Source organism: Leucobacter sp. CX87 (genome assembly GCF_018682295.1).
Taxonomy (GTDB): Bacteria; Actinomycetota; Actinomycetes; order Actinomycetales; family Microbacteriaceae; genus Cx-87.
This window is the reverse complement of sequence record NZ_JAFIRI010000002.1, coordinates 34,964-59,682: the sequence shown is the minus strand read 5'-3', so window position 1 is coordinate 59,682 and position 24,719 is coordinate 34,964. Positions and strand designations below refer to the sequence as shown.

22 protein-coding genes and 1 tRNA gene are annotated in these 24,719 nt (G+C 66.3%); 19 read left to right on the top strand and 4 right to left on the bottom strand.

All coding sequences use genetic code 11. From position 1 onward, the window contains the following. The first annotated feature begins 3 nt into the window (after positions 1-3). Complete coding sequence (locus KOE53_RS03285) at positions 4-714, top strand: MazG nucleotide pyrophosphohydrolase domain-containing protein (RefSeq protein WP_188057364.1); 711 nt, start codon at positions 4-6, stop codon at positions 712-714. 4 nt (positions 715-718) lie between these two features. Here KOE53_RS03285 and KOE53_RS03280 read toward each other — a convergent pair whose 3' ends face one another. Then, positions 719-1,090, bottom strand: coding sequence for a GntR family transcriptional regulator (locus KOE53_RS03280; RefSeq protein ID WP_188057363.1), 372 nt, complete (start codon positions 1,088-1,090; stop codon positions 719-721). Further along, a complete protein-coding gene (locus KOE53_RS03275) occupies positions 1,087-2,148 on the bottom strand; it encodes a hypothetical protein (RefSeq protein WP_188057362.1) in 1,062 nt (353 codons plus the stop codon). Before KOE53_RS03275 ends, KOE53_RS03280 begins: the two co-directional genes overlap by 4 nt. Positions 2,149-2,249: 101 nt before the next feature. On the opposite strand from KOE53_RS03275, the gene hisS reads away from it, so the two are divergent. The 9 genes from hisS to KOE53_RS03230 all read left to right on the top strand — a co-directional run bounded on the left by hisS (position 2,250) and on the right by KOE53_RS03230 (position 12,738). Beyond that, complete coding sequence (hisS, locus tag KOE53_RS03270) at positions 2,250-3,542, top strand: histidine--tRNA ligase (protein ID WP_188057361.1); 1,293 nt, start codon at positions 2,250-2,252, stop codon at positions 3,540-3,542. Between the two features lie 133 nt (positions 3,543-3,675). Next, positions 3,676-4,095 (top strand): VOC family protein, encoded by a 420-nt coding sequence (locus KOE53_RS03265; RefSeq protein WP_353055567.1) that lies wholly within the window; start codon positions 3,676-3,678, stop codon positions 4,093-4,095. Between the two features lie 103 nt (positions 4,096-4,198). Continuing rightward, a complete protein-coding gene (gene eno, locus KOE53_RS03260) occupies positions 4,199-5,479 on the top strand; it encodes a phosphopyruvate hydratase (protein ID WP_188044150.1) in 1,281 nt (426 codons plus the stop codon). A 15-nt stretch (positions 5,480-5,494) separates the two neighbouring features. Further along, a complete protein-coding gene (locus KOE53_RS03255; protein WP_188044149.1) occupies positions 5,495-5,998 on the top strand; it encodes an FtsB family cell division protein in 504 nt (167 codons plus the stop codon). Further along, positions 5,995-6,483, top strand: a complete 489-nt coding sequence (locus KOE53_RS03250; protein ID WP_188044148.1) for a DUF501 domain-containing protein — start codon at positions 5,995-5,997, stop codon at positions 6,481-6,483. Before KOE53_RS03255 ends, KOE53_RS03250 begins: the two co-directional genes overlap by 4 nt. A 200-nt stretch (positions 6,484-6,683) precedes the next feature. Next, on the top strand, positions 6,684-8,015 hold the full coding sequence (locus tag KOE53_RS03245) for an NAD(P)/FAD-dependent oxidoreductase (RefSeq protein WP_188057360.1): 1,332 nt from the start codon (positions 6,684-6,686) through the stop codon (positions 8,013-8,015). Positions 8,016-8,272: 257 nt separating this feature from the next. Further along, positions 8,273-9,679 carry an APC family permease gene (locus KOE53_RS03240; RefSeq protein ID WP_188057359.1) on the top strand — a complete coding sequence of 469 codons (1,407 nt, stop codon included), beginning with the start codon at positions 8,273-8,275 and terminating at the stop codon, positions 9,677-9,679. Further along, entirely contained in the window at positions 9,676-11,397 is a 1,722-nt protein-coding gene (locus tag KOE53_RS03235) for an amidohydrolase (protein WP_188057358.1), read from the top strand. Before KOE53_RS03240 ends, KOE53_RS03235 begins: the two co-directional genes overlap by 4 nt. A 72-nt stretch (positions 11,398-11,469) precedes the next feature. After that, complete coding sequence (locus tag KOE53_RS03230) at positions 11,470-12,738, top strand: helix-turn-helix domain-containing protein (protein WP_188057357.1); 1,269 nt, start codon at positions 11,470-11,472, stop codon at positions 12,736-12,738. 51 nt (positions 12,739-12,789) lie between these two features. Here KOE53_RS03230 and KOE53_RS03225 read toward each other — a convergent pair whose 3' ends face one another. Next, positions 12,790-14,259, bottom strand: coding sequence for a helix-turn-helix transcriptional regulator (locus KOE53_RS03225; protein WP_188057356.1), 1,470 nt, complete (start codon positions 14,257-14,259; stop codon positions 12,790-12,792). A gap of 119 nt (positions 14,260-14,378) precedes the next feature. Between KOE53_RS03225 and KOE53_RS03220 the strand changes: the two genes are divergently transcribed. The 9 genes from KOE53_RS03220 to KOE53_RS03185 all read left to right on the top strand — a co-directional run bounded on the left by KOE53_RS03220 (position 14,379) and on the right by KOE53_RS03185 (position 23,708). Beyond that, positions 14,379-16,220, top strand: a complete 1,842-nt coding sequence (locus tag KOE53_RS03220; RefSeq protein WP_188057355.1) for a phosphoenolpyruvate carboxykinase (GTP) — start codon at positions 14,379-14,381, stop codon at positions 16,218-16,220. Between the two features lie 172 nt (positions 16,221-16,392). Further along, a tRNA-Leu gene (locus tag KOE53_RS03215) sits at positions 16,393-16,470 on the top strand. Between the two features lie 40 nt (positions 16,471-16,510). Continuing rightward, positions 16,511-16,633, top strand: a complete 123-nt coding sequence (locus tag KOE53_RS13685) for a hypothetical protein (RefSeq protein WP_255499010.1) — start codon at positions 16,511-16,513, stop codon at positions 16,631-16,633. Between the two features lie 10 nt (positions 16,634-16,643). Further along, positions 16,644-17,894: an alanine racemase gene (locus KOE53_RS03210; RefSeq protein ID WP_188057354.1), complete on the top strand. Its 1,251-nt coding sequence runs from the start codon at positions 16,644-16,646 to the stop codon at positions 17,892-17,894. Next, positions 17,891-19,204 carry a D-arabinono-1,4-lactone oxidase gene (locus KOE53_RS03205; RefSeq protein ID WP_370566938.1) on the top strand — a complete coding sequence of 438 codons (1,314 nt, stop codon included), beginning with the start codon at positions 17,891-17,893 and terminating at the stop codon, positions 19,202-19,204. Before KOE53_RS03210 ends, KOE53_RS03205 begins: the two co-directional genes overlap by 4 nt. 57 nt (positions 19,205-19,261) lie before the next feature. Then, positions 19,262-19,831: a LemA family protein gene (locus KOE53_RS03200; protein ID WP_188044139.1), complete on the top strand. Its 570-nt coding sequence runs from the start codon at positions 19,262-19,264 to the stop codon at positions 19,829-19,831. 12 nt (positions 19,832-19,843) lie between these two features. Further along, positions 19,844-20,719, top strand: a complete 876-nt coding sequence (locus KOE53_RS03195; RefSeq protein ID WP_188057352.1) for a M48 family metallopeptidase — start codon at positions 19,844-19,846, stop codon at positions 20,717-20,719. Positions 20,720-20,762: 43 nt separating this feature from the next. Next, complete coding sequence (locus KOE53_RS03190) at positions 20,763-22,190, top strand: MFS transporter (RefSeq protein WP_188057351.1); 1,428 nt, start codon at positions 20,763-20,765, stop codon at positions 22,188-22,190. Between the two features lie 69 nt (positions 22,191-22,259). Next, the gene (locus KOE53_RS03185; RefSeq protein WP_188044405.1) at positions 22,260-23,708 is read left to right on the top strand and encodes an aspartate ammonia-lyase; all 1,449 of its coding nucleotides are present in this window, start codon (positions 22,260-22,262) and stop codon (positions 23,706-23,708) included. An 89-nt stretch (positions 23,709-23,797) separates the two neighbouring features. On the opposite strand, the gene KOE53_RS03180 is transcribed toward KOE53_RS03185, so the two are convergent. Then, positions 23,798-24,670, bottom strand: coding sequence for a fumarylacetoacetate hydrolase family protein (locus KOE53_RS03180; RefSeq protein WP_188057350.1), 873 nt, complete (start codon positions 24,668-24,670; stop codon positions 23,798-23,800). Positions 24,671-24,719: the final 49 nt, after the last annotated feature.

The window sequence follows — 24,719 nt, the reverse complement described above, 5'->3', positions numbered from 1 at the left end:
AATATGCGTGATGGAGCAGGCAATACCCACCAGGATCCCCTCGACCAAGTGCGCGAAACGGTGCGGAGGCTGGCGGCGCCAGACGGCTGCGCCTGGCACGGTGTGCAGACCCACGAGTCGCTCACCCCCTTCCTCGTGGAGGAGGCCGCGGAGCTCATCGACTCAATCGAACGGGACCGGCCCGCCGCCGAGGTGTCGGGCGAGCTCGGCGATGTGCTTTACCAGGTGCTATTTCACGCGGCGATCGCCGAGCGCGACGGTGAGGGGTACTCCCTCGAAAGCGTGGCGAGCGCGCTCAACGAGAAGCTCATCGCGCGTCACCCGCACGTCTTTGGCGAGCGAGGGTACATGTCCGTCGAAGAACTCAATGCCGAGTGGGAGCGCCTCAAGGAGGACGCCGCGGGGGAGATCCGGGGCAGTCGGGGTGCGCTCGACGGGATTCCGGCGGGCATGCCGACGCTTGCGCGCGCGGCGAAGGTCGTGGAGCGGCTGAAGCGCGCGCGACTGCTTGACCCGTCCGCCGGCGCCGGGGTCGTGGGTGACCCGCTCGCGCATGCCGTGGGGCCCGACGAGCGCCGCATCGCCGAGGTGGGAATTGGCGACGCGATGCTCGCGCTCGTCTCCCGGGCGAACGCGGCAGGGGTCGACCCTGACCGCGCGCTCAGAGGCGCCGTCGACCGCATGGCCGCCCGGGTGCTGCCGGACATGCTTTAGGCGCCTAGGTTCCCTGCTCTCCCCACACCGCACGGAGCACAGCGATCGCGTCGTCGATCGATGTCCCGCCTCGTTGAGCCGCTTCGGCGAGCGAGCGCGCCCCCTCGACGACGGCCTGCGGGGCAACCCCGGCGCCCGGCGCCACGCGGGTCCCCGCTGCGGTTCGCGTGACTACCAGACCCTCCTGCTCAAGCGCTCGGTACGCCTTGGCCGCTGTGGCCTGAGCGACTCCGAAGTCCTTCGCGGTCTGCCGTACGGTAGGCAGGCGCTCGCCGCTGCCGAGCTGTCCGGTGCTGATGGCTCCGCGAAAGAGTTCGACGATCTCGTCGGCGGTGCGGGGTGAGGTCGACTGATCGGCAGGGAGATGCTCGGTCATGGCCGCTCCCCGGCAGTGGATGCGAGGGCCTCGGGCGCGGAGGATTCAGCTTCAGTGGAGCCCCGCAGCGCCCGCCGCGCACGAACCGTATCGACTGCGAGTCGCAGCAGGATCGCCGCACCGATTCCCTGCACCACGTACCCGCCTTTATGCATCCACGCGGCGATGTCTTGATACCCGGTGCCGACCACAAAGCGTTCCGGAAACGGCCGATCGCCGTTGTCCTCGACCACGCCCACGATGATCTGCCCGATGAAGCCCGTGTGGGCCCACACCGCCCCGAGGGTGAGCAAGAGCCCACCGAGTCCGACCCAGATCAGCATGCGCGCGGTGGACGAGCGTTCCTCGTTCACCTGCGCGGCTGATGCGCGTGCTGGGATTGGGCGATTCGCGTCGTGTCCGAGAGTCAGGATTAGCGCAGCCGCCGCGGCAGCAAGCGTGATGAGCGTGAGTAGGTGGTTTGGCCACCCGGCCCCGGCGACGTAGCCCATGCCGCCCTGCATGACCATGAATAGGGGGAGGTCAGTCGACGCGGGCACGTTTCCGTAGAGGTTCGCGTCTTGTGGGGCGGGGACTCCGATGAGTCCCTGCCAGGCCACCGTGACGAGAAGTAATGCGGCCGCCGAGAGCAAAACACCGAGTAGCGCGCGAGGTGCAAAAGCCCACCAGCGTCGGCGCGGGGTGATCGCCCGTTCGCCCGGGGCGGGCAGTGGCTCGGACCGAAGCGATACAGCGGTGACCGCGATCACGAGCAGGGTCGCGATGAGAGGCGCCGGGCGGCGCCACCATCCGCCGAATCCCGTGGGGTCGGGGAACGCATGCAGGTACGAGAGCCACGTTGCCGCGGTTGCGACGGCGACGATGCCAAGAGATCCCGAGACCCCGACGTGAAATAGGGTCCGCATACGCCGTCCGCTCGTGGGGAGCGAGACGATGCGGCGCGGGCGGACCCAGGTGAGGCCGAAGATGATGATGCCGAGCGTGAGGGCGATCTCCACCGGGGGCAGCGCCAGAACGAGATAACGCAATCCAACGGCGAGCGAATCGAGAATCTGCATGTCCAACCTTCCTCGCAAACTTGTGTGGCAAAACTAGCACAACTTGTGCCGCAAACGCAGCACAATATTCCCAGCGCCCCGAACATGGAAGAATGTTCTCCATGGCAACCCAGGTACACCCTCCCCGTGGCATGCGTGATTTCCTCCCCGCCGACAAGGCGCGGCGCGAACACGCGCTCGGCGTGATCCGCGGCGTGTACCGCGCGAACGGCTTCGACGAGATCGAGACGCCCGTGGTCGAAGATCACGCGCGCCTGCACTCCGGCCTGGGTGGGGACAACGAGAAGCTGTCCTTCTCCATCCTGAAGCGCGGGATCACGCCCGAGGCGCTCGCCGCAGCAACCGAGGCGGGCGAGGTCGAGCAGCTCGCCGACTTGGGCCTCCGTTTCGACCTCACCGTGCCGCTCGCGCGCTACTACGCGACCAACCGCGCCCAGCTGCCGCCCGTCTTCCGTTCGCTGCAGATCGCCCCGGTCTGGCGCGCCGAGCGCCCCCAGAAGGGGCGCTACCGCCAGTTCGTCCAGGCTGACATCGACATCATTGGCGAGTCCGGCCTGCTGGCTGAGGTCGAGCTCGTCACCGCGACGAGCGAGGCGTTGGCGGCGCTCGGCCTCAACGGCTGCGTCATCCGCGTGAACGACCGCCGCATCCTCTTCGGCCTCCTCGAGCACTGCGGCTTCGCCGCCGACACGCACGAGCGCGCGCTCATCACGATCGACAAGCTCGACAAGATTGGCGCCGAGGGCGTGGTTGCCGAGCTCGCCGAAATCGACGCGGCGGCGGCAGCGAGCATCGGCTCCGTCTTGAACGACATCGCGCCGCGCCTCGAGGGCGACGGAATTCCGCTCACCGAGCAGGCAATTCGCGAGGTCCTGCCCGCGGGGGCAGCTGAGGAGGGCGTCGCCAGCCTCGCCGAGCTTGGCGCCGCCCTGGAAGGGGCGCTCCCAAACGGCGTGACCGTCCGCTTCGACCCGTCGCTCGTGCGCGGCATGGGCTACTACACCGGCACGATCTACGAGATCGCGCACCCGGGCTCGGGCAGCTCGGTGGGCGGCGGCGGCCGTTACGACGGCATGATCGGCCGCTTCCTCGGCGAGGACGTGCCGGCCGCCGGCTTCTCGATCGGCTTTGAGCGCGTCGTCGACCTGATCGACGTGCCGGGCGAGATCGGCCCCGAGTCGATCGCCCTCGTCTACGACGCCGACGCGGCTCCTGCCGACCTCGCGGCGATCAAGCGGGAGCTCGTGAGTCGCGGGCACCGCGTGCGTCTCGAGAAGCGCCAGAAGAATATGAAGACGCTGCTCGCGCGCATCCGGGACGCGGGTTTTACGCGCTTTGCCTCGGTGCGTGCGGGTGTGAGCGACGCGGCCGCGCTCGAGCTTCGAGAGGTCTAGCGGCAGGATCCTGCCCGGGGGAACGCGCCCCTGGGAAACCCGGCGGGATCAGCCAAACCTCTTGACCGTGGGCCGCCAAGGGCGCACGATGGTGGGCATCGGCGCGGACCGCGTCGCCCGGCAAGGAGGCCACGTGACCAGTCAAGTGTTCGTCAATCTCACCACTCGTGATCTCGCGCGTTCGCAGACCTTTTACGAGGCGCTCGGCTGCACGATCAACCCGCAGTTCTCAGATGAAAACGCGATCTGTGTGATCTGGAGCGACGAGATCTATTTCATGATGCTGCTCCCCGAGTTCTTCGACAGCTTTGGCGGAAAGCCGATCGCTGACCCCGCACAGTTCACGCAGGTGCGCACCGCGTTCAGCCGTGATTCGAAGGTGGCGGTTGACGCAATTGTCGATGCGGCGCTCTCGCACGGGGGCGCGCTGACCGGCGAGACGCAGGATCTCGGGTTCATGTATGGCCGCGCGGTCGAGGACCCGGACGGCAACATCCTCGAGTTCTTCTTCATGGACATGGAAGCGGCCGCAGCCGGCATGGAGGCCGAGTAGGCGCGCCGCGCGAGGCGAGTGTCAGTGTGCGCCCGGTACACTACCGGGGACGGCATTTTCTGCCTGAAACCCCGCATTCATTCCCCACGCTAAGGAGCGCCCGGTGGCATTTATCGACGCAGTGATCGCACGCGAGATCCTCGATTCGCGCGGCAACCCGACCGTCGAGGTCGAGGTCGGCCTGACGGACGGAACGGTAAGCCGTGCGGCGGTGCCCTCGGGCGCATCGACTGGCGCGTTCGAGGCATTTGAGCTGCGCGACGGCAACCCCGACCGTTACGCAGGCAAGGGTGTCTTGAAGGCAGTCGACGCTGTCTTTGACGTGCTCGGCCCGGCGATTGACGACTTCGCCGCTGATGACCAGCGCCTGGTCGATCAGGCGCTCATCGAGGTCGACGGCACGGACAACAAGTCGAAGCTCGGCGCGAACGCGATCCTGGGCGTCAGCCTCGCGGTGGCGAAGGCCGCTGCCGAGTCGGCCGCGCTTCCGCTGTACCGCTACCTGGGCGGCCCGAACGCGCGCACGCTGCCCGTGCCGCTCATGAACATCATCAACGGTGGCGCCCACGCCGACACCGGCGTCGACATTCAGGAGTTCATGGCGGTGCCCCTCGGCGCCGAGAGCTTCTCGGAGGGCCTGCGCTGGGGCGTCGAGGTGTACCACGAGCTCAAGGCGCTGCTCAAGGAGAAGGGCCTCACTACTGCCCTCGGTGACGAGGGTGGCTTCGCCCCCGATCTGCCCCACAACGCCGCGGCCCTGGACTTGATCGTCGAGGCGATCGAGCGTGCCGGCTATGTCCCGGGCACCGACGTCGCGCTTGCGCTCGACGTCGCGTCGACCGAGTTCTACGAGGACGGTGTCTACACGTTCGAGGGCCAGAAGCGCTCGGCCGCAGATATGATCGCTTACTACGCCGACCTCATGGCAAAGTACCCGCTCGTCTCGATCGAGGATCCCCTCGCCGAGGACGACTGGGAGGGCTGGAACCAGCTGACCGCCGAACTGGGCGACAAGGTGCAGCTCGTGGGTGACGACCTCTTCGTCACGAACCCGAAGCGCCTCGCCGACGGCATCGCGCAGGGAACCGCCAACTCGATCCTGGTGAAGGTCAACCAGATCGGCACGCTGACCGAGACGCTTGACGCCGTGCAGATGGCGCAGCGCGCCGGCTACACCGCCGTCATGTCGCACCGCTCGGGCGAGACCGAAGACGTCACGATCGCCGACCTTGCCGTCGCGACCGACTGCGGCCAGATCAAGACCGGCGCCCCCGCGCGCAGCGACCGGGTCGCGAAGTACAACCAGCTGCTCCGCATCGAGGAGGAGCTGGGGAACGCCGCAGCGTATGCCGGCCGAGGTGCGTTCCCGCGCTTCACGGCCTAAGCAGCCCACGAACCGATGACACGGGAGCCGAGAGGTCGACGCGCGCGGGAGGATGTCGCCGAATGGCTGGGCAGCCTCCGCTTCAGCGGGTTTACTCTCATGCTCGTCGGGCTCACGATCGCCGGTGCGGTGATCGTGAGCCCGAGCGTGTCGACGTTCGTGCAGCAGCGCCGTGAGATTTCCGAGTTGCGCGAAAGCGTCCGGCTGCACCGCGAATCGGTCGAAACGATCGACCAAGAGCGCGTGAAATGGAAAGACCCGGCCTATATTCGCGCCCAGGCGCGAGACCGACTGTTCTACGTGCTGCCGGGCGAGACCCAGCTCAGCGTGATCGACGATGTCGTGATCCCGGACGGCTCAGACGACGTCCCGAGCGCCGAGCTCACCGCCGTTGAGCGGAACTGGGCAAAGACTTTGGTGTCGTCGGTGCTGATTGCCGGCACCACGGGCCACACTCCGGACGATGCGTCCGGTGACATACCCCCTGCTGCGTCAGGGACGAAGGAGACATCGAAATGACCAGGCTGCCCCTGCCCTTGCCCGAGCCCACCGAGGCCGACATTGCGGCCGTGAGTGAGCAGCTCGGTCGCCAGGCTCGCGGAGTCGTCGGCATCGCCGCGCGCACGCGCACCGGCGAGCCCACCGTTGTCGCGACGGCGCCCCGTCTGGACGACGGCACCCCGTTCCCCACGTTCTATTACCTGAGCCACCCGGGTGCGGTCACCGCCGCCTCGCGCCTCGAGGCCGAGGGCGTCATGGTGGAGTTCAACCAGATGCTGCAGGACGACGAGGAACTGCGCGCGAAGTACGCCGCCGCGCACTTGGCATACATCGCTGACCGCGAGACCGTCGGCGAGGTGCCCGAGCTGCACGGAGTGAGCGCCGGGGGAATGCCGACCCGCGTGAAGTGCCTGCACGCGCTTATCGGACACGCGCTCGCGGCCGGTCCCGGTGTCAATCCCATCGGTGACCTCGCGCTCGAACGTGCGGACTGGCGACCGTAGGTCCGTCTACTCGGCCGAGATCGGCGCTCCCGTCGCAGAATGTGCGGGAATGCGGCCGTGGTTCCGCGAGGTGTGCGGCTCCGTGCCTGATCGCGGATAGGATGGCTAAGTTCGGGTGCGCCTGTGCCCGACCGCGTGCGCGGTCCATGGCCGGATCGCGCGGATCCCTGTGCTGATTCGTGTTCCAAGGAGCGACTTTCGTGTCGAAGAAAATTCTGATCGTTGGCGGCGGCTACGCCGGCTTCTACACTGCGTGGAAGCTGGAGAAGTGGCTGCGTGCCGGTGAGGCCGAGGTCACGATTGTCGACCCGCTTCCCTACATGGCGTACCTGCCCTTCCTGCCCGAGGTTGCCTCCGGCTCGATCGAGCCCCGCCACGCGGTGGTCGCTCGTCGCCGTCACCTCAAGAGCACCGCGAACATCGCGGGCAAGGTCACCGCGATCTCGCACGCAAACAAGTCCGTTACGATCACCCCGAACGTCGGCGAGGCATTCGACTTCGCGTATGACCACATCGTGATCGCCACCGGTTCGGTGTCGCGCACGTTCCCGATCGCCGGCATCGCCGACAACGCGATTGGCATGAAGACCATCGAGGAGGCCGTCGCAGTGCGCGATCGCCTGGTCGGCAACTTCGAGCGCGCAGCGAGCCTGCCCAAGGGGTCGGCGGAGCGCGAGCGCCTGCTCACGGTCACTGTCGTGGGTGGCGGCTTCGCCGGTATCGAGACGATCTCCGAGCTGCGCTCGTTCGCGTCGTCGCTGCTGCGCCGGTACCCGGAGCTCAGCTTTGACGAGACGAAGTTCCACCTCATCGAGGCCATGGGTCGCATCATGCCCGAGGTTTCGCTTGAGACCTCGCTTTGGGTGATCAAGGATCAGACCCGTCGCGGCGTCGAGATTCACCTCGACACGCAGCTTTCCTCCGCTGTGGACGGCAAGATTGAGCTCTCGACCGGTGAGTCGTTCGAGTCGGACCTCATTGTCTGGACCGCCGGCGTCATGCCCCGTCCGTTCCTGCGCGGCACGGACCTCCCGATTGGCCCCCGCGGCCACGTCATCGGCAGCCCGGAGCTCCGCATCACCACCGAGGCCGGCGAGGCACTCGAGGGTGCCTGGACGGTCGGCGACACGTCGCAGACCCCCGACATCTCTTCGACCCCCGGCCCCGGCGGGTTCTGCGTTCCGAACGCACAGCACGCGGTTCGCCAGGGCAAACTGCTCGCGAAGAACATCGTCGCTGACCTGCGCGGCGAGGGCGTGGTGGAGTACAACCACAAGAACTTGGGCGCGGTCGCCGGCCTCGGCGTGAACACCGGCGTGTTCCAGTCGGGCAAGTTCGCGCTCACGGGCTACTTTGCTTGGCTCGCGCACCGCTTCTACCACGGCCTCGCGATCCCGTCGTGGGAGCGCAAGTGGCGCGTGTTCGGTGGCTGGGTCGGACACTTCTTCCTCGGCCGCGACATGGTGAACATCGAGGCAGTGCAGCAGCCCCGCGCACTGTTCGAGGAGTTCGCCTCGCGCCCCAAGGCGTAGTCGACACCGCACGACCACAGCGCCGCGTGACCCGAAAGGGCACGCGGCGCTGTGGTGTTTTTCGGCCCAGCCTGGCCCTATTGTCGCCCACACGCGATCGAATCGGCAGATTGATCGCATGAGCATGTTGCGCCGCCCTGATCGTCATGTCCGAGGCGCCCCTCACGTCAGTACGTTGTTCACTGGCGCGGATTCACGTCGCGATTTCGAACGGTTTCGGAGCGCGCGCGGCGCCGAGACTCAAGGAGGAGGCACACATGAGTGCAGGAAAGAGCGGGCTGAAGCGAGTACTGTCGCTGAAGCACCTGGTGGCGTTCGGGTTTGCCTATCTGGCGCCCACGGTGGTGTTCAATTACTACGGCGTCGCGACCAGCCTGACCGGCGGCATGATGGCGCTCGCCTATCTCATCACCATGGGAGTGATGTTCTTCACCGCGTACGCGTACGCGCAAATGGTGCGGGCGTTTCCCGTGTCGGGTTCTGCCTACAGCTACGTGCGGCGAGCGGTAAACCCGTGGATCGGGTTCGGCACCGGATGGGTGTTGCTGCTCGACTATCTCTTGCTGCCAATGATCTGTTTCCTGCTCTTCGGTATCTACATGAACGAGTACGTGCCAGCGGTCCCCACGGTGATTTGGGTGGTGCTGGCCGCCGCGTTCGGGGTGACGATCAACATTCTGGGCGCGCGCATTTCCGGCCGGATCAACATCGTCCTCGTATCCCTGCAGGCGGTCTTTTGCATCGTGTTGATCGGACTCATTGTGGGCTTCGTGGCGAGCGGCGGGGGCAGTACATCACTGATCGTTCCTGAGGCGATCGTCGATGTCGTGCGCCTCGACGGAGGAAGTCTGCTCTGGGCCAGCTCAATTCTCGCCGTGTCGTTCCTCGGCTTCGACGCGGTCACTACGCTCGCCGAAGAGACCGAGGAACCGGCAAAGACGGTGCCCCGGGCGATCATGATCGTCTGCTTTGGTGCCGGCATCGCGTTCGCGATAATCGCGTACTTCCTGCAGATCGCCTGGCCCACGGCGTACCGCGACCTGGCAGATCCAGACACGGGCATTTTTGAGCTGCTGCCCATGATTGGTGGGGAGTCGCTCTCGCTCACCTTCTTCGTCACCGATCAGCTGGCGAGTATTCTCGCGGGCACCGCGGCGATCGCAGCGGTCTCGCGCGTGCTGTACAGCATGGGGCGCGACGCGATCCTGCCGCAGCGGTTCTTCGGGCAGGTGTCTCAACGTTTCGGCACCCCTGTCAACAACATCCTGCTTACCGGGGCGCTCTCGCTCACTGCGGTCTTCTACGCCGACAACCTGCTGGGGGCGGCCTCGCTGACGAGCTTCGGCGCCATCACCGGCTTCATCTTGGTGAACTACGCGGTGATCAGCCACTACGTGATCCGTGAGGGACGACGCAGCCGGGCGGACCTGTGCAAGTTTCTCGTGCTGCCCGCGATCGGGATCCTCGTCAACCTGGTGCTGTGGTGGAACATCGACCTGCAAGCCAAAGTCCTCGGCGGCATCTGGCTCTTCGTCGGAGTGATCTATCTTGGAGTGATCAGCCGAGGGTTCCGCACGCTTCCGGGCGAGATGCGATTCGATGATGGGGATACTGAGGCGCCTGCCAACGCCGCTGCCGCACGAGTCTCGGAGCACAGCGCGTGAACTTCCTCCTCACCGGTGGCGTGATTCACACGCAGGACGCGACGAACCGCGTCGTAGACACCCTTGCGGTCGTCGACGGCAGGATCGTGTTCGCGGGGGAGCGCGACGGATTCGTCGCGATGCGCGATGCCGCCTGCGCCGCGCCGGTGCTTCGCGAGATCAACCTCGGAGGACGCGTCGTGGTTCCCGGCTTTATCGACAGCCACACTCACCCCGAGATGGTGTCGAAGAGCGCCTGGCATACCCGCTTGCCGTGGACGGACGACGTCACGGAGATCCTTGACTTCGTGCGTGACTATGCGGCCGCACATCCGAGGGAAGAAATGCCGTTTCTGTACTTTGAGTACTACCCCAGCACCCTGTTTGGCGACGGGCAGCCGACCAAGGAACTCCTGGACGCCGTGGTCTCGGACCGCCCGGTCTTGCTGCAAGACTTCAGTGAGCACGCGAGCTGGGTGAACAGCAAGGCGCTCGAATACATGGGGGTGAACCGGGACACCCCTGATCCGGTGCCGGGGCTCGAAATGTTCGTGCGCGACGAGCAGGGTGAGCCCACCGGACATCTTCTGGAGCTGGTGCAGCTGCGCTTCATGGACACGATGTATCGCAACTTGGGGTGGACTCCTCCCGAGCAGATGACGCCTGAGACGCTGGAGACATTTCTGAGTTTTCTGGCGAAGAGTGGCGTCACGGCCCTCTTTGACGCCATGCTGGCTGATGAAGACGTCGTGAAGTCGCTTGCCGAGCTCGACCGCAGGGGCGAACTCAACCTGCACTACGAGGGCGCCCTTCGCTTTCGCTCGCGTGCTGATCTCCCCGCGGCGATCGCGCGTGCGCAGCGGCTGAACGCCGAGTACGGGGGCGATCGGATCCGTGTGAACGCGCTCAAACTGTTTCTCGACGGCACCAACGAGACGGGGAACAGCGCGGTGCTCGAGCCGATGTGCGGGGGACACTCGCCCGCGGACGGGGCGGTCGACCTCGGTGAGATCCAGATGGACGTCGCCGAGTTACATGCCTGTCTCGAGCTGTGCAACCGCGAGCGCATCGACGTCCACATCCACCTCGTCGGCGACCGCGCCTTCCGCACCGCGTGCGACGCCGTCGCACTCGCCCGAGCGAGTGCCGCGGAGGCCGGCGAGTCCTGGGACACACAGGTCACCTTTGCGCACTGCGAACTCGTCGATCCCGAGGACATGCATCGTCCCGCCGAACTCGGGATCTTCATCAACTGGACCCCGCACTGGTCGGGTGGCTACTTCGGCGAGGGCGCGATCGCGCACCTCGGCGAGGACCGATGGAGCCGGATGTACCAGTTCAACCAGATGGTCGACAGCGGTGCGATGCTGACGCTGGCGAGTGATGTCACCACCCGATACGAGATGGAGCGCGCCGCCCCACTCTTCGGCATGCAAGTCGCTTCGACGCGGGTCGACCCCGACTACCCGCTCGACGGGAACCGTTACCCCGGAAGCGTGCGCCCCGCGCCGGAGGCCAGCCTCTCGCGCGAGCTGCTCCTGGCGGGGTACACGACGCACGGCGCGAAGCAGCTGCGGATTGACCATCAGGCGGGATCGCTCGAGGTGGGCAAATTGGCGCACCTGGCAGTTCTCAGTGACGATCTGTTTGCGGTCGAACCGGGCGCTCTCGGCGACATCCACTGTGAGGCCGTGGTGTTTGAGGGGCGCCTGATCTCGGGCACACTCCCGGGCTGGTGACAGGCGCGGGTTAAACTGCTGTCTGTGCGAATGCGGCGGGGAGACAGTGGGATTTCCGTCGAAGCCTACGCGGTGAGAACGACTTCGGTGCACCGGCATCCCGAGGTAATCGAGCTCGTCTACGTGCTGCGCGGCGAGCTCAGCGTGCGGGTGAGCAGTGAACGGTTTGTGCTGGAGGAGGGCGACTACGCCCTGCTCAACGCGGGTGACATGCACGTCTTCGAGGGCGGCGAGGACACGCTGATCGCCGTCCTGCAACTCGAGCTTGCTGCCTTTCTGCCGGGATTCCCGCAACTACACGGCGCGATCTTCGCCTGCGAGTCGTTCGACCTGCCGCGGTACCTGGGCACCGAGACGTCCCAGCGCGAGCAACTCCTGGCGATCTTCTGCGCCGAGCCCGCGGCGCGCATCCCACTCGTTGAGCGCTTGCTCGGGGAGATGCTCGATTCGTACGGCGTCGAGCACTACTACGATCGGCGCCGCACGCTCAATCAGAGCCGCCGATCGCTCATTCGCGCGGTCACTGCGTTGCTGCGCGAGCACGCGGCTGAGCGCAACGTGCTCGACCTCGTGAGCGAGCAGCTGCATTACAGCAAGAGTGCGTTGTCCCGCATCGCCCGCGAATCGACAGGGATGAGCTTTAGCGATCTCCTCACGAACGTCCGGCTGTGGAGGGCGGAGGTGTTGTTGCTCGAGACCGAAGACACGATGGTGAGTATCGCTGCCGCGTGCGGCTTCTCCGACGTGAAGTACTTCACTCGGGCATTCAGGTCTTGGTTTGCCTGCACGCCCTCGCAGTATCGCAGGGAGAACCTGGACCGCCTCCGCGGCCAGGAGAGCGTTGAGCCGCTCGCGGCGTTTCCCGTCGAGGTGTGTGCCGGACACCTGCGCGGGGAGCTGCCGAGCGGCCGACCGGTCAGGCGCAGCGTCACTCCCATCGACGTCGTCACCATTGCCGCAGAGCGCGATACCTTCGTGGAGGCCGCGAGTTCCACGACGCTCGCGAGCCTCATGCCGACGGGTGCGTCGCCCGAGGCGCCGTCCGCGCGCATGCTCCCGCACCTGCTGCCCATTCGCGCCGACGCGGAGGGATTCCGGCACGCCGACTGGCAGCACATGCTGCGGCTCGCCGACCGAGATCTCTACCGCCCCGTGCTGATCGTCTCTGCCACGCGCGCGGTGGAGGCCAGGGCGGTGGCGGAGCAACTTCGAGCGCTCGCGATCGCCGATGTTGACCTCTGGGTGTCGTATCGCTTTGGCGACGAACACCTCGCCGAACACCTCTCACGGGAGCTCGCCGATCACCACGGCGTGACCGCGGTGCCGATGTTGACGGGCTGACCCGCCGGTCCCCGCTGTGCCTCGGAGCGGACGATCCGCAGGACGCGCCTTCTACTCGGGCGCGTGACGGGTGAGGAACTCGTACATCACGGTGTCATCGACACCGGGGAACGAGCCGGTCGGCAGGGGAGCGAGCACGTGGGCGTGCATGCGCGCGCTCGGCCAGGCGTGATCCTGCCAGCGGTTCAGAAGCTCCGCCTGCGGGGTGCGGCAGCATGATTCGTCCGGGCAGGTCGAGAAGGTGCGAATACCGGTATCGCGGCCGCGGAACCACTTCGCGTCGTCGAATGGCACGCCAAAGCTGATGGAGTATGTGCCGTTGGGCCCCGCGTCACCCGTCTGCACGCTCTCCCAGAAAGTGCCATCGGGGGTGTCGGTGTACTGGTAGAACTCGCTTGTGCGGTTCGTGCGTTCAAACGCGGTGCGTGCGGGCCACTTCCGGCACAGGATCTGCCCCTCGATCGATCCGGTCGGGTCTTCGGGCAGTGGCATGCCGTCGTTCTCGTACCCGCGAGTGAGGGCCCCGTCCGCGTCGGCGCGCATGAAGTGCACACGCAGGTCGAGGTGCCGGGTAGCGAGGTTCGTGAACCGGTGCGCAGCGGCCTCGTGCGTCACGCCGAAGGCGTCGCGGAAGTCCTCGATCGCGAGATTGCGGTTCTCCTTCGCCTGCAGCAAGAACTCGGCTGCGGGGAGCTCGGGCATGAGGCAAGCCGACGCGAAGTAGTTGATCTGCAGGCGCTGAGCGAGGAACTCGGCGTAGCTGACTGGCCGGTCGTGCTGCAGCACCCGGTGGCCCATCGCCTGGAGCGCGAGCGAGCGCAGGCCGTGCCCACCAGGGATCGAAGCCGGGGGCAAATAGATGCGCCCGTTCTCAAGGTCGGTGATGCTGCGCGTGTTCGAGGGGAGGTCGTCCACGAAGATCAGGGTGAAGCCGAGGAGTTCCGCGAGCACCGCGACCATTCGGTGCGTGACGGCGCCGCCGGTGTGGCCGACACGTGCCATGAGTTCCTCAGCAGCACGTTCGATATCTGGCAAATAGTTGTTCTTTTCGCGCATCTGGTGCCGGATCGCGGTGTTTGCCCGGCGGGCCTCTTCGGGCGTCGCCGCCGCCGCGCGCGAGCGGCGGCCAAGTTCGCGGTGCAGCCCGACGATGGCCTCAAGCGAATCGTCGCCGAGTGACTTGGGGGAGCGAATCAGGGGGAGACCGAGCTGGAGGTAATTTTGGCTGGCCTGGGCGCGCTCGAGTTCGATCTCGAGCGCGCTGCGATGATCGGGAGCCTCGCTGCTGAGGAGCGCGCTGAGGTCAACGTCGAGTTCGCGCGAGATGCCCTGGAGGAGGGACAGCTTGGGCTCGCGGCGGCCGTTCTCGACGAGGGAGAGCTGACTCGCCACGACGCCCACGCGATTGCCGAGCTGCTCGAGCGTCAGGCCTGCTTGAGTGCGAAAGTGTCGAATCCTTTTGCCGAGGATCAGCCGATCGGTGGCTGCTCGAGACTGAGCTTCATGAACCTCTGGTGCCATGTCTTGACTATACGTGAATTTTCGCCAAAGTTTACAACTCGTTTGGTGCTATTTCTCGGGTACGGGCGGTCACAATAGACATAACGCGGTTTCTTGACCCCAGTAGGAGTTTCCTGAACATGACTATCGCACCTGAGACGCAGCTCCCCATTGAGCAGCGCGTCACGGCCGAAGCTACGACAGAGAATACCGAGATCTTGGCCTGGGTAACCAGTGTTGCCGAGCTCACGCAACCTGACTCTGTGTATTGGTGCAACGGCTCGCAGGACGAGTGGAACCTGATCAGCGAGGGCATGGTCGCGGCCGGCTCCTTGATCCCGCTCAACCGGGACCTTCGCCCGGGCAGTTTCCTGGCTCGTTCGCACCCTGCCGATGTGGCACGTGTCGAAGACCGCACCTTCATCTGCACCGAGAACGAATCGGATGCGGGCCCCACGAACAACTGGCGCGCCCCTGCGGACATGCAGGCCGAGCTCGAGCCCCACTTCCGCGGTTCGATGCGTGGCCGCACGATGTACGTTGTGCCGTTCTCGATGGGCCCCGTCGGCGGTCCCATCTCGCAGCTCGGCGTGCAGCTCACCGATTCGCCCTACGCAGTGCTGAACATGCGCATCATGACCCGGATGGGCCAGGAGGCGCTTGACGGCATCGTCGAGGGCAAGGAATGGGTGCGCACGGTCCACTCGGTCGGCGCTCCCCTCGAGCCTGGCCAGGACGATGTGGCGTGGCCCTGCAGCGACACGAAGTACATCACTCACTTCCCCGAGACGCTCGAGGTGTGGTCGTTCGGATCGGGATACGGCGGAAACGCGCTGCTCTCGAAGAAGTGCTTCGCCCTGCGCATCGCCAGCGTGATGGGACGCAACGAGGGCTGGCTCGCCGAGCACATGCTGTTGCTCAAGCTCAGCAACGAGGAGACGGGCAAGGCCTACCACCTCTCGGCCGCGTTCCCCTCGGCGTGTGGCAAGACGAATCTCGCAATGCTCCAGCCAACGATTCCCGGCTGGAAGGTCGAGACGATCGGTGACGACATTGCGTGGCTGCGCCCCGGCAGCGACGGACGGCTCTACGCGATCAACCCCGAGGCCGGATTCTTCGGCGTCGCGCCGGGTACCGGCGAGACCACCAACCCCGTCGCGATGGAGACCCTGTGGGGCCACACCATCTTCACGAACGTCGCACTAACCGACGACGGTGACGTGTGGTGGGAGGGCATGACCGAGGAGACGCCCGCACACCTCGTTGACTGGCTCGGTGAGGACTGGACTCCCGAGTCCGGTCGCCCCGCCGCGCACCCCAACTCGCGCTTTACGGTGCCGATCCAGCAGACGCCGACCCTGGCCGATGACTGGTACCAGCACGACGGGGTCGCGCTCGACGCGATCCTGTTCGGCGGGCGCCGCGCGACCAACGTCCCGCTCGTTGCGCAGTCCCTCTCCTGGGAGCACGGCGTGTTCATGGGAGCGACCATTTCCTCGGAGAAGACCGCGGCCCAGGAGGGCACCGTCGGCGAGCTGCGCCGCGATCCGTTCGCGATGCTGCCGTTCTGCGGCTACAACATGGCGGACTACTGGGGCCACTGGCTCGAGATTGGCGATCAGCTCGGCGACAAGGCCCCGCAGATCTTCCAGGTCAACTGGTTCCGCAAGGGCGACGATGGGCGCTTCCTGTGGCCTGGTTTCGGTGACAACTCGCGTGTGCTCGACTGGGTGATTCGTCGCGTCGAGGGCGAGCACGCAGCGCGCGCGACCGCAATCGGTCACGTGCCCGCGCCGGGAGAGCTGAACCTCGATGGTCTCGAGCTTCCCGAAGCCGACCTCGACGAGCTGTTCTCGATCGACGCCTCGTCCTGGCTCGCCGAGTGCGACCTGACCGAGGAGTTCTTCGCCAAGTTCGGCGATCGCGTGCCTCCCCGCCTGAGCGCGGAGCTCGCCTCGCTGCGCAGCCGCCTCGGCGCATAACCCTTGCCGGGGTATCCCCGGCTCATTGACTGTGGACCTTGAGTTCTGCCCAGCTTGAGGTCCACACCCTGATACACGAAGAAGCCGGCCAGATCACCTCTGGTCGGCTTCTTCGCGTGGGGCGGGCGCCCCGGGCCGAAGTCGCGCGCAATCTCTGGCAGTATTGATCCGCGCCCCCATAGCCCAATTGGCAGAGGCAGGCGACTTAAAATCGCTTCAGGTGTGGGTTCGAGTCCCACTGGGGGTACCAAGCCGCGCCGCCGCGCGCCTGATCCCGGGGAGGATGCCCAGTGCTGATTGCCAAGCTGCTGCTCATCGTCGTTGTGGTGCTCGTCATCGTGTTCGCGATCTGGGGAAATATCCGTCGTTGGTGGGGCGCCAAAGTTCGCCGGAATGGCCGTCGCCCCCGCTAGGATCACGACCATGTCACTCACGCTTGATGATCCGGAGCTGGTGCTGCGCGCCGACGCGCAGCCGTGGTTGGAACCTGCCGCCTATTGGGAATCGATGACCGAGGCCACCCGTGATCGTTCAGCCCCGGTGGTAGCGCTGTCGCTCGAAGCGCTGTCGTGGAACGCCCGCGACCTGACGCGGCGGGCCGGGGGCCTCCCGATCCGGGTGGCATCGAAGTCGGTGCGCGTCCGTGCCGTGCTCGACGCCGTCCTCGCGCTGCCCGGCTACCAGGGCGTATTGGCCTACACGGTTGCCGAGGCGCTGTGGCTCTCGGAGACCATCGACGACGTCGTGGTCGCGTACCCCTCCGCAGACCTGGCTGCGCTAGCCGCACTCGGCCGAGACGAGCGCGCAGCGGCGCGCGTCACCATCATGGTCGACTCGGTCGACCAACTCGATCTTGTGGACAAAGCGATTGCTCCCGGCGATCGGTCAGCCATCCGTGTGTGCCTCGACCTGGACTCGTCGTGGCGGGCGCCGGCGCTCGGCCACATCGGGGTGCTCCGCTCGCCCCTGCACGAGCCGGGCGACCTGCGCCGACTGGCCGAGCGTGTCGTTTCGAGGCCCGGGTTCACGTTGGTCGGCATCATGGCCTATGAGGCTCAGATCGCCGGTGTCGGGGACAACCCTGAGGGCAAGCCCGTCGACGCCGCCCTCATGGGGTGGATCCAGCGTCGAAGCGCGGCCGAGCTCGCCGACCGCCGCCGCGAGGCCGTTGCGGCGGTTCGTCAGGTTGCCGAACTCGAGTTCGTCAACGGCGGCGGTACCGGTTCGATCGAGCGCACGGTGAGCGAGGCGGCGGTCACCGAGGTTGCCGCGGGCAGCGGCCTGTTCGGCCCGCACCTCTTTGATCACTACCGCAGCTTCCACCCGGCGCCCGCCGCCGCATTCGCCCTGGACGTCGTGCGGCGACCGGCGGCGCGGGTCGCGACGCTGCTCGGCGGCGGCTGGACCGCCTCCGGGGTGCCTGGCGCCGATCGGTCGCCGCTTCCCGTCTGGCCAGCGGGGCTCACCTTTGCCCCGCGCGAGGGCGCCGGTGAGGTCCAGACCCCGGTGCTGGGCGCCGCAGCCGACGCGCTGCGACCCGGCGACCGCGTCTGGATGCGGCACACGAAGGCCGGCGAGATCGCCGAGCACACGAACGAGCTGGTACCGGTGAGTGACGGACGCTCCCAGGATCCGGTGCCGAGCTACCGAGGAGAAGGGAAATGCTTCCTGTGACCGGAGGGAAAGCCCGCTGGCGGAACTGGGCCAGGAGCGAGTCGTCCCGTCCCGAACTCGTGATCGCGCCGCGCTCGATCGAGCAGGTGGTGCTCGCGGTCGAGCGTGCACGCGAGACCGGCCATCCGGTGAAACCCATCGGGGGCTCGCACAGCTTCACCGGTATCGGGGCGACGGACGGGATCCGGCTCGATTTCAGTCGCATGCGCGGGCTCGTCTCGGCTGATCGTGCGCGCGGCCGCGTGACCCTCTGGGGCGGCACACACCTCTACGAGCTGCCTGCACTACTGGGTCCGCTCGGGCTTGCCCTGGAAAACATGGGAGACATCGACCGGCAGACGATCACCGGAGCAACGCAGACGGGCACGCACGGGACAGGTCTCGCTTTCGGTGGACTCTCCACGGGCATCGTCGGCGCGACACTCGTGACGGGCACAGGTGAGGTGATCACGATCGACGAGGACCACTCGCCCGAGCTGCTGCCGGCGGTTGCCCTCGGGCTGGGCGCACTCGGGGTGCTGGCGACCGTCACGCTGCAGTGCGTGCCCCAGTTTCTACTCCGCGCCGAGGAAGCGCCGGCGCCGCTCGACGAGGTGCTGAGTACCTGGGGTGAGCGAGTGCGTGCCGCGGACCACTTCGAGTTCTACTGGTTCCCGCACACGCGCGGGACCCGAACGAAGACCAACACGCGCTTGCCGATCTCGGCGGAGGCCGAACCCCTCGGACGGGTCGCAAAGTTCCTCGACGAGGAGCTCGTGAACAATCAGGCTTTGGGCGCACTCGTCGCCGCAGAGCGGCTCGTGCCGGCAATGACCCCGCGCGTCAATCAGATGATCGAGGGCCTCTCCAGCCGCCGCACCTACAGCGATCTCTCGAACCGGGTGTTTGTCACCCGGCGAGCCGTCCGCTTTCGCGAGATGGAATACGCCCTCCCGCTCGACGCCGTCCCGCAGGTGATGCGTGAGATCGGCGCGATGATCGAGCGCCAGCAATTCCGGATCTCGTTCCCCGTGGAGGTGCGCGCGGCGGCCGCAGACGACCGCTACTTGTCGACCGCCCACGGCCGCGAGAGCGGGTACATTGCGGTGCACCGCTACTGGCGGGAAGACCCGACTCGGTACTTTCGCGAGGTCGAGGCGATCTTCCAGGATCACGATGGCCGCCCGCACTGGGGCAAGATGCACACGCTGGGCGAGCAAACCCTGCGCGAGCGCTACCCGCGGTTCGACGACTTCGTCGCGGTGCGAGATCGACTCGATCCGGATCGCGTCTTCCGCAACGCTTACCTGGATCGGGTGCTCGGCGCGTAGGGCGAAATCACGGCGGAGTGGCAGCACTTTACGGGGTGCAACCGATAGAGTAACCGCATGGCTGGCATCTCAATTCCTCTGATCATCGTCATTGCGCTCGTTGTCATCATTGGCATCTACTTCTGGGCGACCTATAACTCCCTCGTCACGTTGCGCGTGCGGGTCGACGAGGCGTGGAGTGACATTACGGTCCAGCTCAAGCGTCGTGCCGATCTGATCCCGACGCTCGTCGAGACGGTGAAGGGCTATGCCACGCACGAGCGTGAGGTGTTCGACTCCGTCACCCGAGCTCGCGCCGAGACGATCTCCGCGCAGGGGCCGGCCGAGGCGTCAGTCGCCGAGGGTCACATGCAGCAGGCGCTGAAGAGTATCTTCGCGGTCGCCGAGGCCTACCCGCAGCTGCAGGCCAGCCAGAACTTCTTGCAGCTGCAGGGCGAGCTCGTCGATACGGAGAACAAGGTGCAGGCAGCTCGTCGCTTCTACAACGGCGGCGTTCGTGAGCTGAACACCAAGATTCAGGTGTTCCCGAACAACATGGTCGCGAAGATGTTCGGTTTCGCGCAGCGGGAGTTCTTCGAGGTCGAAGACATCGCTTCGATCTCGGAACCGCCGCGCATCCAGTTCTAGGTCGGGGGAGCGTTGTACCGCGCGATACGTCGGAATAAGGTCAATTCCGTTCTCATCATTCTGGGATTCCTGCTGCTCATCGGCGGCCTCGGCGCGCTCGCAGCGTGGATCTATCAAGACACCACGATTGTGCTGATCACGCTGGGATTTGCGACCGCGTACGCGGTCTTCCAGTACTTCATGGCCGGCCGCCAGGCGATTTCGATGGCCGGGGCGCAGGAGATCGGTCCGACGGATCATCCGCGCCTTTACCGGATCGTGGAGAACCTGTCGATCACGACGGGTTCGCCCATGCCGAAGGTCTACATCGTGAACGACCCGGCACCGAACGCGTTTGCCACGGGACGTGACCCAGAGCACGCCGTCGTCGCGGCGACGACCGGTCTGCTCGATATCATGACCGATCCCGAGCTCGAAGGCGTCATGGCGCACGAGCTCGGCCACGTGCGTAACTACGACATCCGCGTGTCGATGATCGTCTACGGCCTCACTGTCGCCGTTGGCATGATCGCGGACATGATGTTCCGGATGGCGTTCTTCTCGCGGGGGAACAACTCCAACGGCAACCCGATCGTCTTGGTATTTGGCCTCGCGGCGATGCTGCTGGCCCCCGTCGTCGCGACGATTGTGCAACTCGCGGTGTCGCGTCAGCGCGAGTACCTCGCCGACGCGACGGGCGCGATGACGACGCGGCACCCCGAGGCCCTCGCGAGCGCGCTGCACAAGCTGTCCGAGTACGGGCGCCCGCTGCAGAAGCAGAACTCGAGCATGGCGCACCTCTGGATCGCGAACCCGTTGAAGCCCGGCGGCCTGCAGGCCCTCTTCTCGACCCACCCTCCAATCCCTGAGCGGATCCGCCGCCTGCTCGACATGGGCGGGAAGTTCTAGCCCGCGACTGGGCCCACGGAGGTGCCCCTCAGCAATGATGCCGATGTTTCGATCGCTCTCGATCCGCAACTACCGACTCTGGTTTCTCGGCGCGCTGATTTCAAATGTGGGGGCCTGGATGCAGGCGACTGCCCAGAACTGGGTGGTGCTGACTGAGCTGACCTCGGGCGACGCGCTTGCGGTGGGCGGAACGATGGCGCTGCAGTTCGGCCCGCAGCTGTTGCTCGTTCCCGTCAGTGGACTGATCGCCGATCGCTTCGACCGGCGAAAAGTTCTGATTGCCACGCAGACCGCGCTCGGCTTGCTCGCGCTCGGCCTCGGTGCCCTCCTGATCTCGGGCGCCGCGCAGCTGTGGCACCTGTTTGGGTTTGCGCTCATGCTCGGGATCGTGAACGCCATCGACACCCCGGCGCGGCAGGCGTTCGTTTCTGACCTCGTGCCGCACGCGGGACTCGCGAACGCGGTCGCGCTGAACTCGGCTTCGTTTAACACCGCGCGGTTGATCGGACCGGCGGTGGCCGGGTTGCTGATCGCGGTGGTCGGATCGGGCTGGGTGTTCGTTATCAACGCCGGGTCCTTTGCGGCGGTGCTCCTTGCTCTTCTTGCCATCAGGATCGATCGGCCGCGAGAGAAACGCGACGCGGGACCGCGCGCCGGGCAACGGGCGCAGTTGGCGGCAGGATTCCGCTACGTGCGACGCAGGCACGACCTCGTGGTCGTCTTCGCGATCGTGTTCTTGATGGGCGCGTTCGGCATGAATTTCCCGATCGTCTCGTCGACCATGGCGGTCGAGTTCGGACGCGGGGCGGGCGAGTATGGCTTGCTCTCTTCCATCCTCGCGATCGGCTCGCTCACCGGGGCGTTGCTCGCGGCGCGACGGCAGGACGCGCGGCTCCGAGTCGTCATCCTCTCCGCCGGTGGATTCGGCCTCTCCTGCGTGGTCTCGGCGTTGATGCCGAGCTTCTGGTCGTTTGCGGTGTCGCTGGTGCTCATGGGCTTCATGACGGTGACCCTGCTCACCACCGCGAACGGGTTCGTGCAGACCACGACCCCGCCCCATCTGCGCGGGCGGGTCCTCGCCCTCTACCTCGCGGTGTTGATGGGAGGCACGCCCTTGGGAGCGCCCATCGTCGGCGCCGTCGCGGACGCCTTCGGGGCCCGCTGGACCCTCGGCGTCGCCGCGATCGCGGGCTTGCTTGCGTGCGCAATCGGCGTGGTCTGGCTGTTCCGTGAGCGCGAGCTGCGCTTTCATTTCGGCCCGCGGGGCAGGATCGCCGTGACCCATCTGGGTCGGCCCGGACTCGGGGATGATCCTGCGCAGCAGACCGAAACGCTGACCGCGTCGATCGAGGTGCTGCGCCGCGGGCCGCTGCTGACCGGCCCGTCCGACTCGGCCCCGCAGGACGTGCCATCGGTCGAACCGATGACCGGCCCCATCACTCGACCAGACTCGCCGAGGGAAGAGGGGTAGGCTTGGTCACGGGCGCGCCAACGGCGCCATACGGTTCGACACCAGGAGCACTGACACGTGACTGACTACATGTCCACCCAGACGCGCACGGAGACCGATTCGCTCGGTAGCGTGGAGATTCCCGCAGCTGCGTACTGGGGGGTGCACACGGCGCGTTGCCTCGAGAACTTCCCGATCGCGCGCCGGCCGATCTCGGTCTACCCCGACTTTGTGCGCGCGTTCGCGTGCGTCAAGCAGGCAGCGGCTCGAGCAAACCTCGAGATTGGCTCGCTCGACGAGCAGCGGGCGACGCTGATCGACCGCGCATGCGAGGAGATCAAGACCGGCATGCTCCTCGACCAGTTCCTGGTCGGCGTCGTGCAGGGCGGTGCGGGCACCTCGACGAACATGAACGTCAACGAGGTCATCACGAACCGTGCGCTTGAGCTCGCAGGTCACCGCAAGGGCGACTACGCGTTCATCAACCCGAACGACCACACGAACCACAGCCAGTCGACCAACGACACGTACCCGACCGCGATCAAGATCGCGCTTGCGTTCTCGCTCACGAGCCTCCTCGAGCAGCTCGAGCTCCTCGCCGAATCCTTCGCCAAGAAGGGCCGCGAGTTCTCGCACATCATCAAGGTCGGCCGCACGCAGCTGCAGGACGCCGTTCCGATGACGCTGGGCCAGGAGTTCAACGCCTTCGCCGTCACGCTGCGGGAGGACATCGAGCGCCTGGGCGAGGCCGTCACGCTGCTGCGCGAGGTCAACATGGGCGCGACCGCCATTGGCACGGGCATCAACGCCCCGCGCGGCTACAAGGAATCGGTGGTCAAGCACCTCCGCGAGATCACGGGCCTCGAGCTCGTCACCGCGGGTGACCTCGTTGAGTCGACGAGCGACACCGGCGTGTTCATCACGTTCTCGGGTGCGCTGAAGCGCTCCGCCATCAAGCTTTCGAAGATCAGCAATGACCTGCGCCTGCTGTCGTCGGGCCCGCAGGCGGGCTTCGGCGAGATCAACCTGCCTGCCCGCCAGGCAGGCTCATCGATCATGCCGGGCAAGGTCAACCCCGTCATCCCCGAGGCGGTGTCGCAGGTGGCCTACTCGGTCGCAGGCGCCGACGTCACGGTGACCATGGCCGTCGAGGCCGGGCAGCTGCAGCTGAACGCCTTCGAGCCGATCATTGCGCACTCGCTGTTCCAGTCGATCACCTGGCTTGAGCGTGCCTGTGAGACGCTGCGCGTGAACTGCGTTGACGGCATCACGGCGAACGAAGAGCGCCTGAGCGACATGGTGGCCCGCTCGGTCACCGTGATCACGGCGCTCGCCCCGGTCATCGGTTACGCGGAGTCGGCGAAGCTCGCGAAGGAGGCCCTCGCGACGAACGCGAAGGTGTCCGAGCTGGTCGTGTCGCGCGGCCTGCTGGGCCAGGCAGAGCTCGACGAGCTGCTGCAGCCGGCGCGCCTCGCGGGCCTGATGCCCGAGACGGGCGCAATCCCGATCATTGAGGCAGAGGCTGAGCTCGAGAAGTAACCAGCTCCGCTGCAACGACCAAGGGCCGGTGAATCGCGAGATTCACCGGCCCTTGGTCGTTGCCCCGAACGGGGCAGAGCGACTGCCCGCTAGCCGGGAACGCAGTACGAGGTGAGAGAACCGAGCTTCGAGATCGAGACCGTCACCTCGGTGCCGGGAACCAAGAAGAGCTGCGGCTTGCGCGAGCGGCCAGCGCCGCCGGGCGAACCGGTCGAGATGAGCGTTCCGGGCAGCAGCGTGAGCCCCTGCGAGATCGCCGAGATCAGCTGCGCGACCGTGTTCACCATGAACTTCGTTGACGAGTCCTGCACGCGCAGACCGTCCACATCAGTCGTGATGTGCAGGTCCTGCGGATCGGGAATCTCGTCCGCGGTCACCACGAACGGGCCGACCGGGGTGAAGCCGTCGAAGGACTTGCAGCGGCTCCACTGCGGCTCGCGGAACTGCAGGTCGCGCGCGGTGATGTCGTTGATGACGGTGTACCCGAAGACCGCGTCGAGGGCCTCCTCGGGGGAGACGTCGCGCACAGCCTTGCCGATGATGACTCCGAGCTCGCCCTCGTAGTCCACCTCGGTCGAGATGTGCGTAGGGATCGGTACCTCGCGACCGTGGCCGTTGAGCGAGTTTGGGAAGAGGGAGAACAGGACCGGGCCTGAATCGTTGTCGAGTGCGAGCTCGCTCGCGTGCTCGTCGTAGTTCAGTCCGACGGCGAGCGTGATCGGCGGACGAATGACCGCGGCAGAATAGATAGCGTTCTTCAGCGGTCGCCCGGCGTCTGCCGAAAGGTGCGACGCGGCCTGGCGCACGCGATCGAGCGTCTCGGGCCCAGCCTCAATGAGCTGCTGGAGCGTGGCAAACTGCAGCGCGTCGTCGAGCTCGCGCAGCGGGACTGCGCGGTCACCCAGGACGAGCGACAGCTCTGGAGTCGAGTCGGCCGTTTCGGAAAGATGCGCAAATTTCACATTTCCCAGGCTATCCGATTCGGAGCCGCCGTGCAGCGCCCTCCCCGAG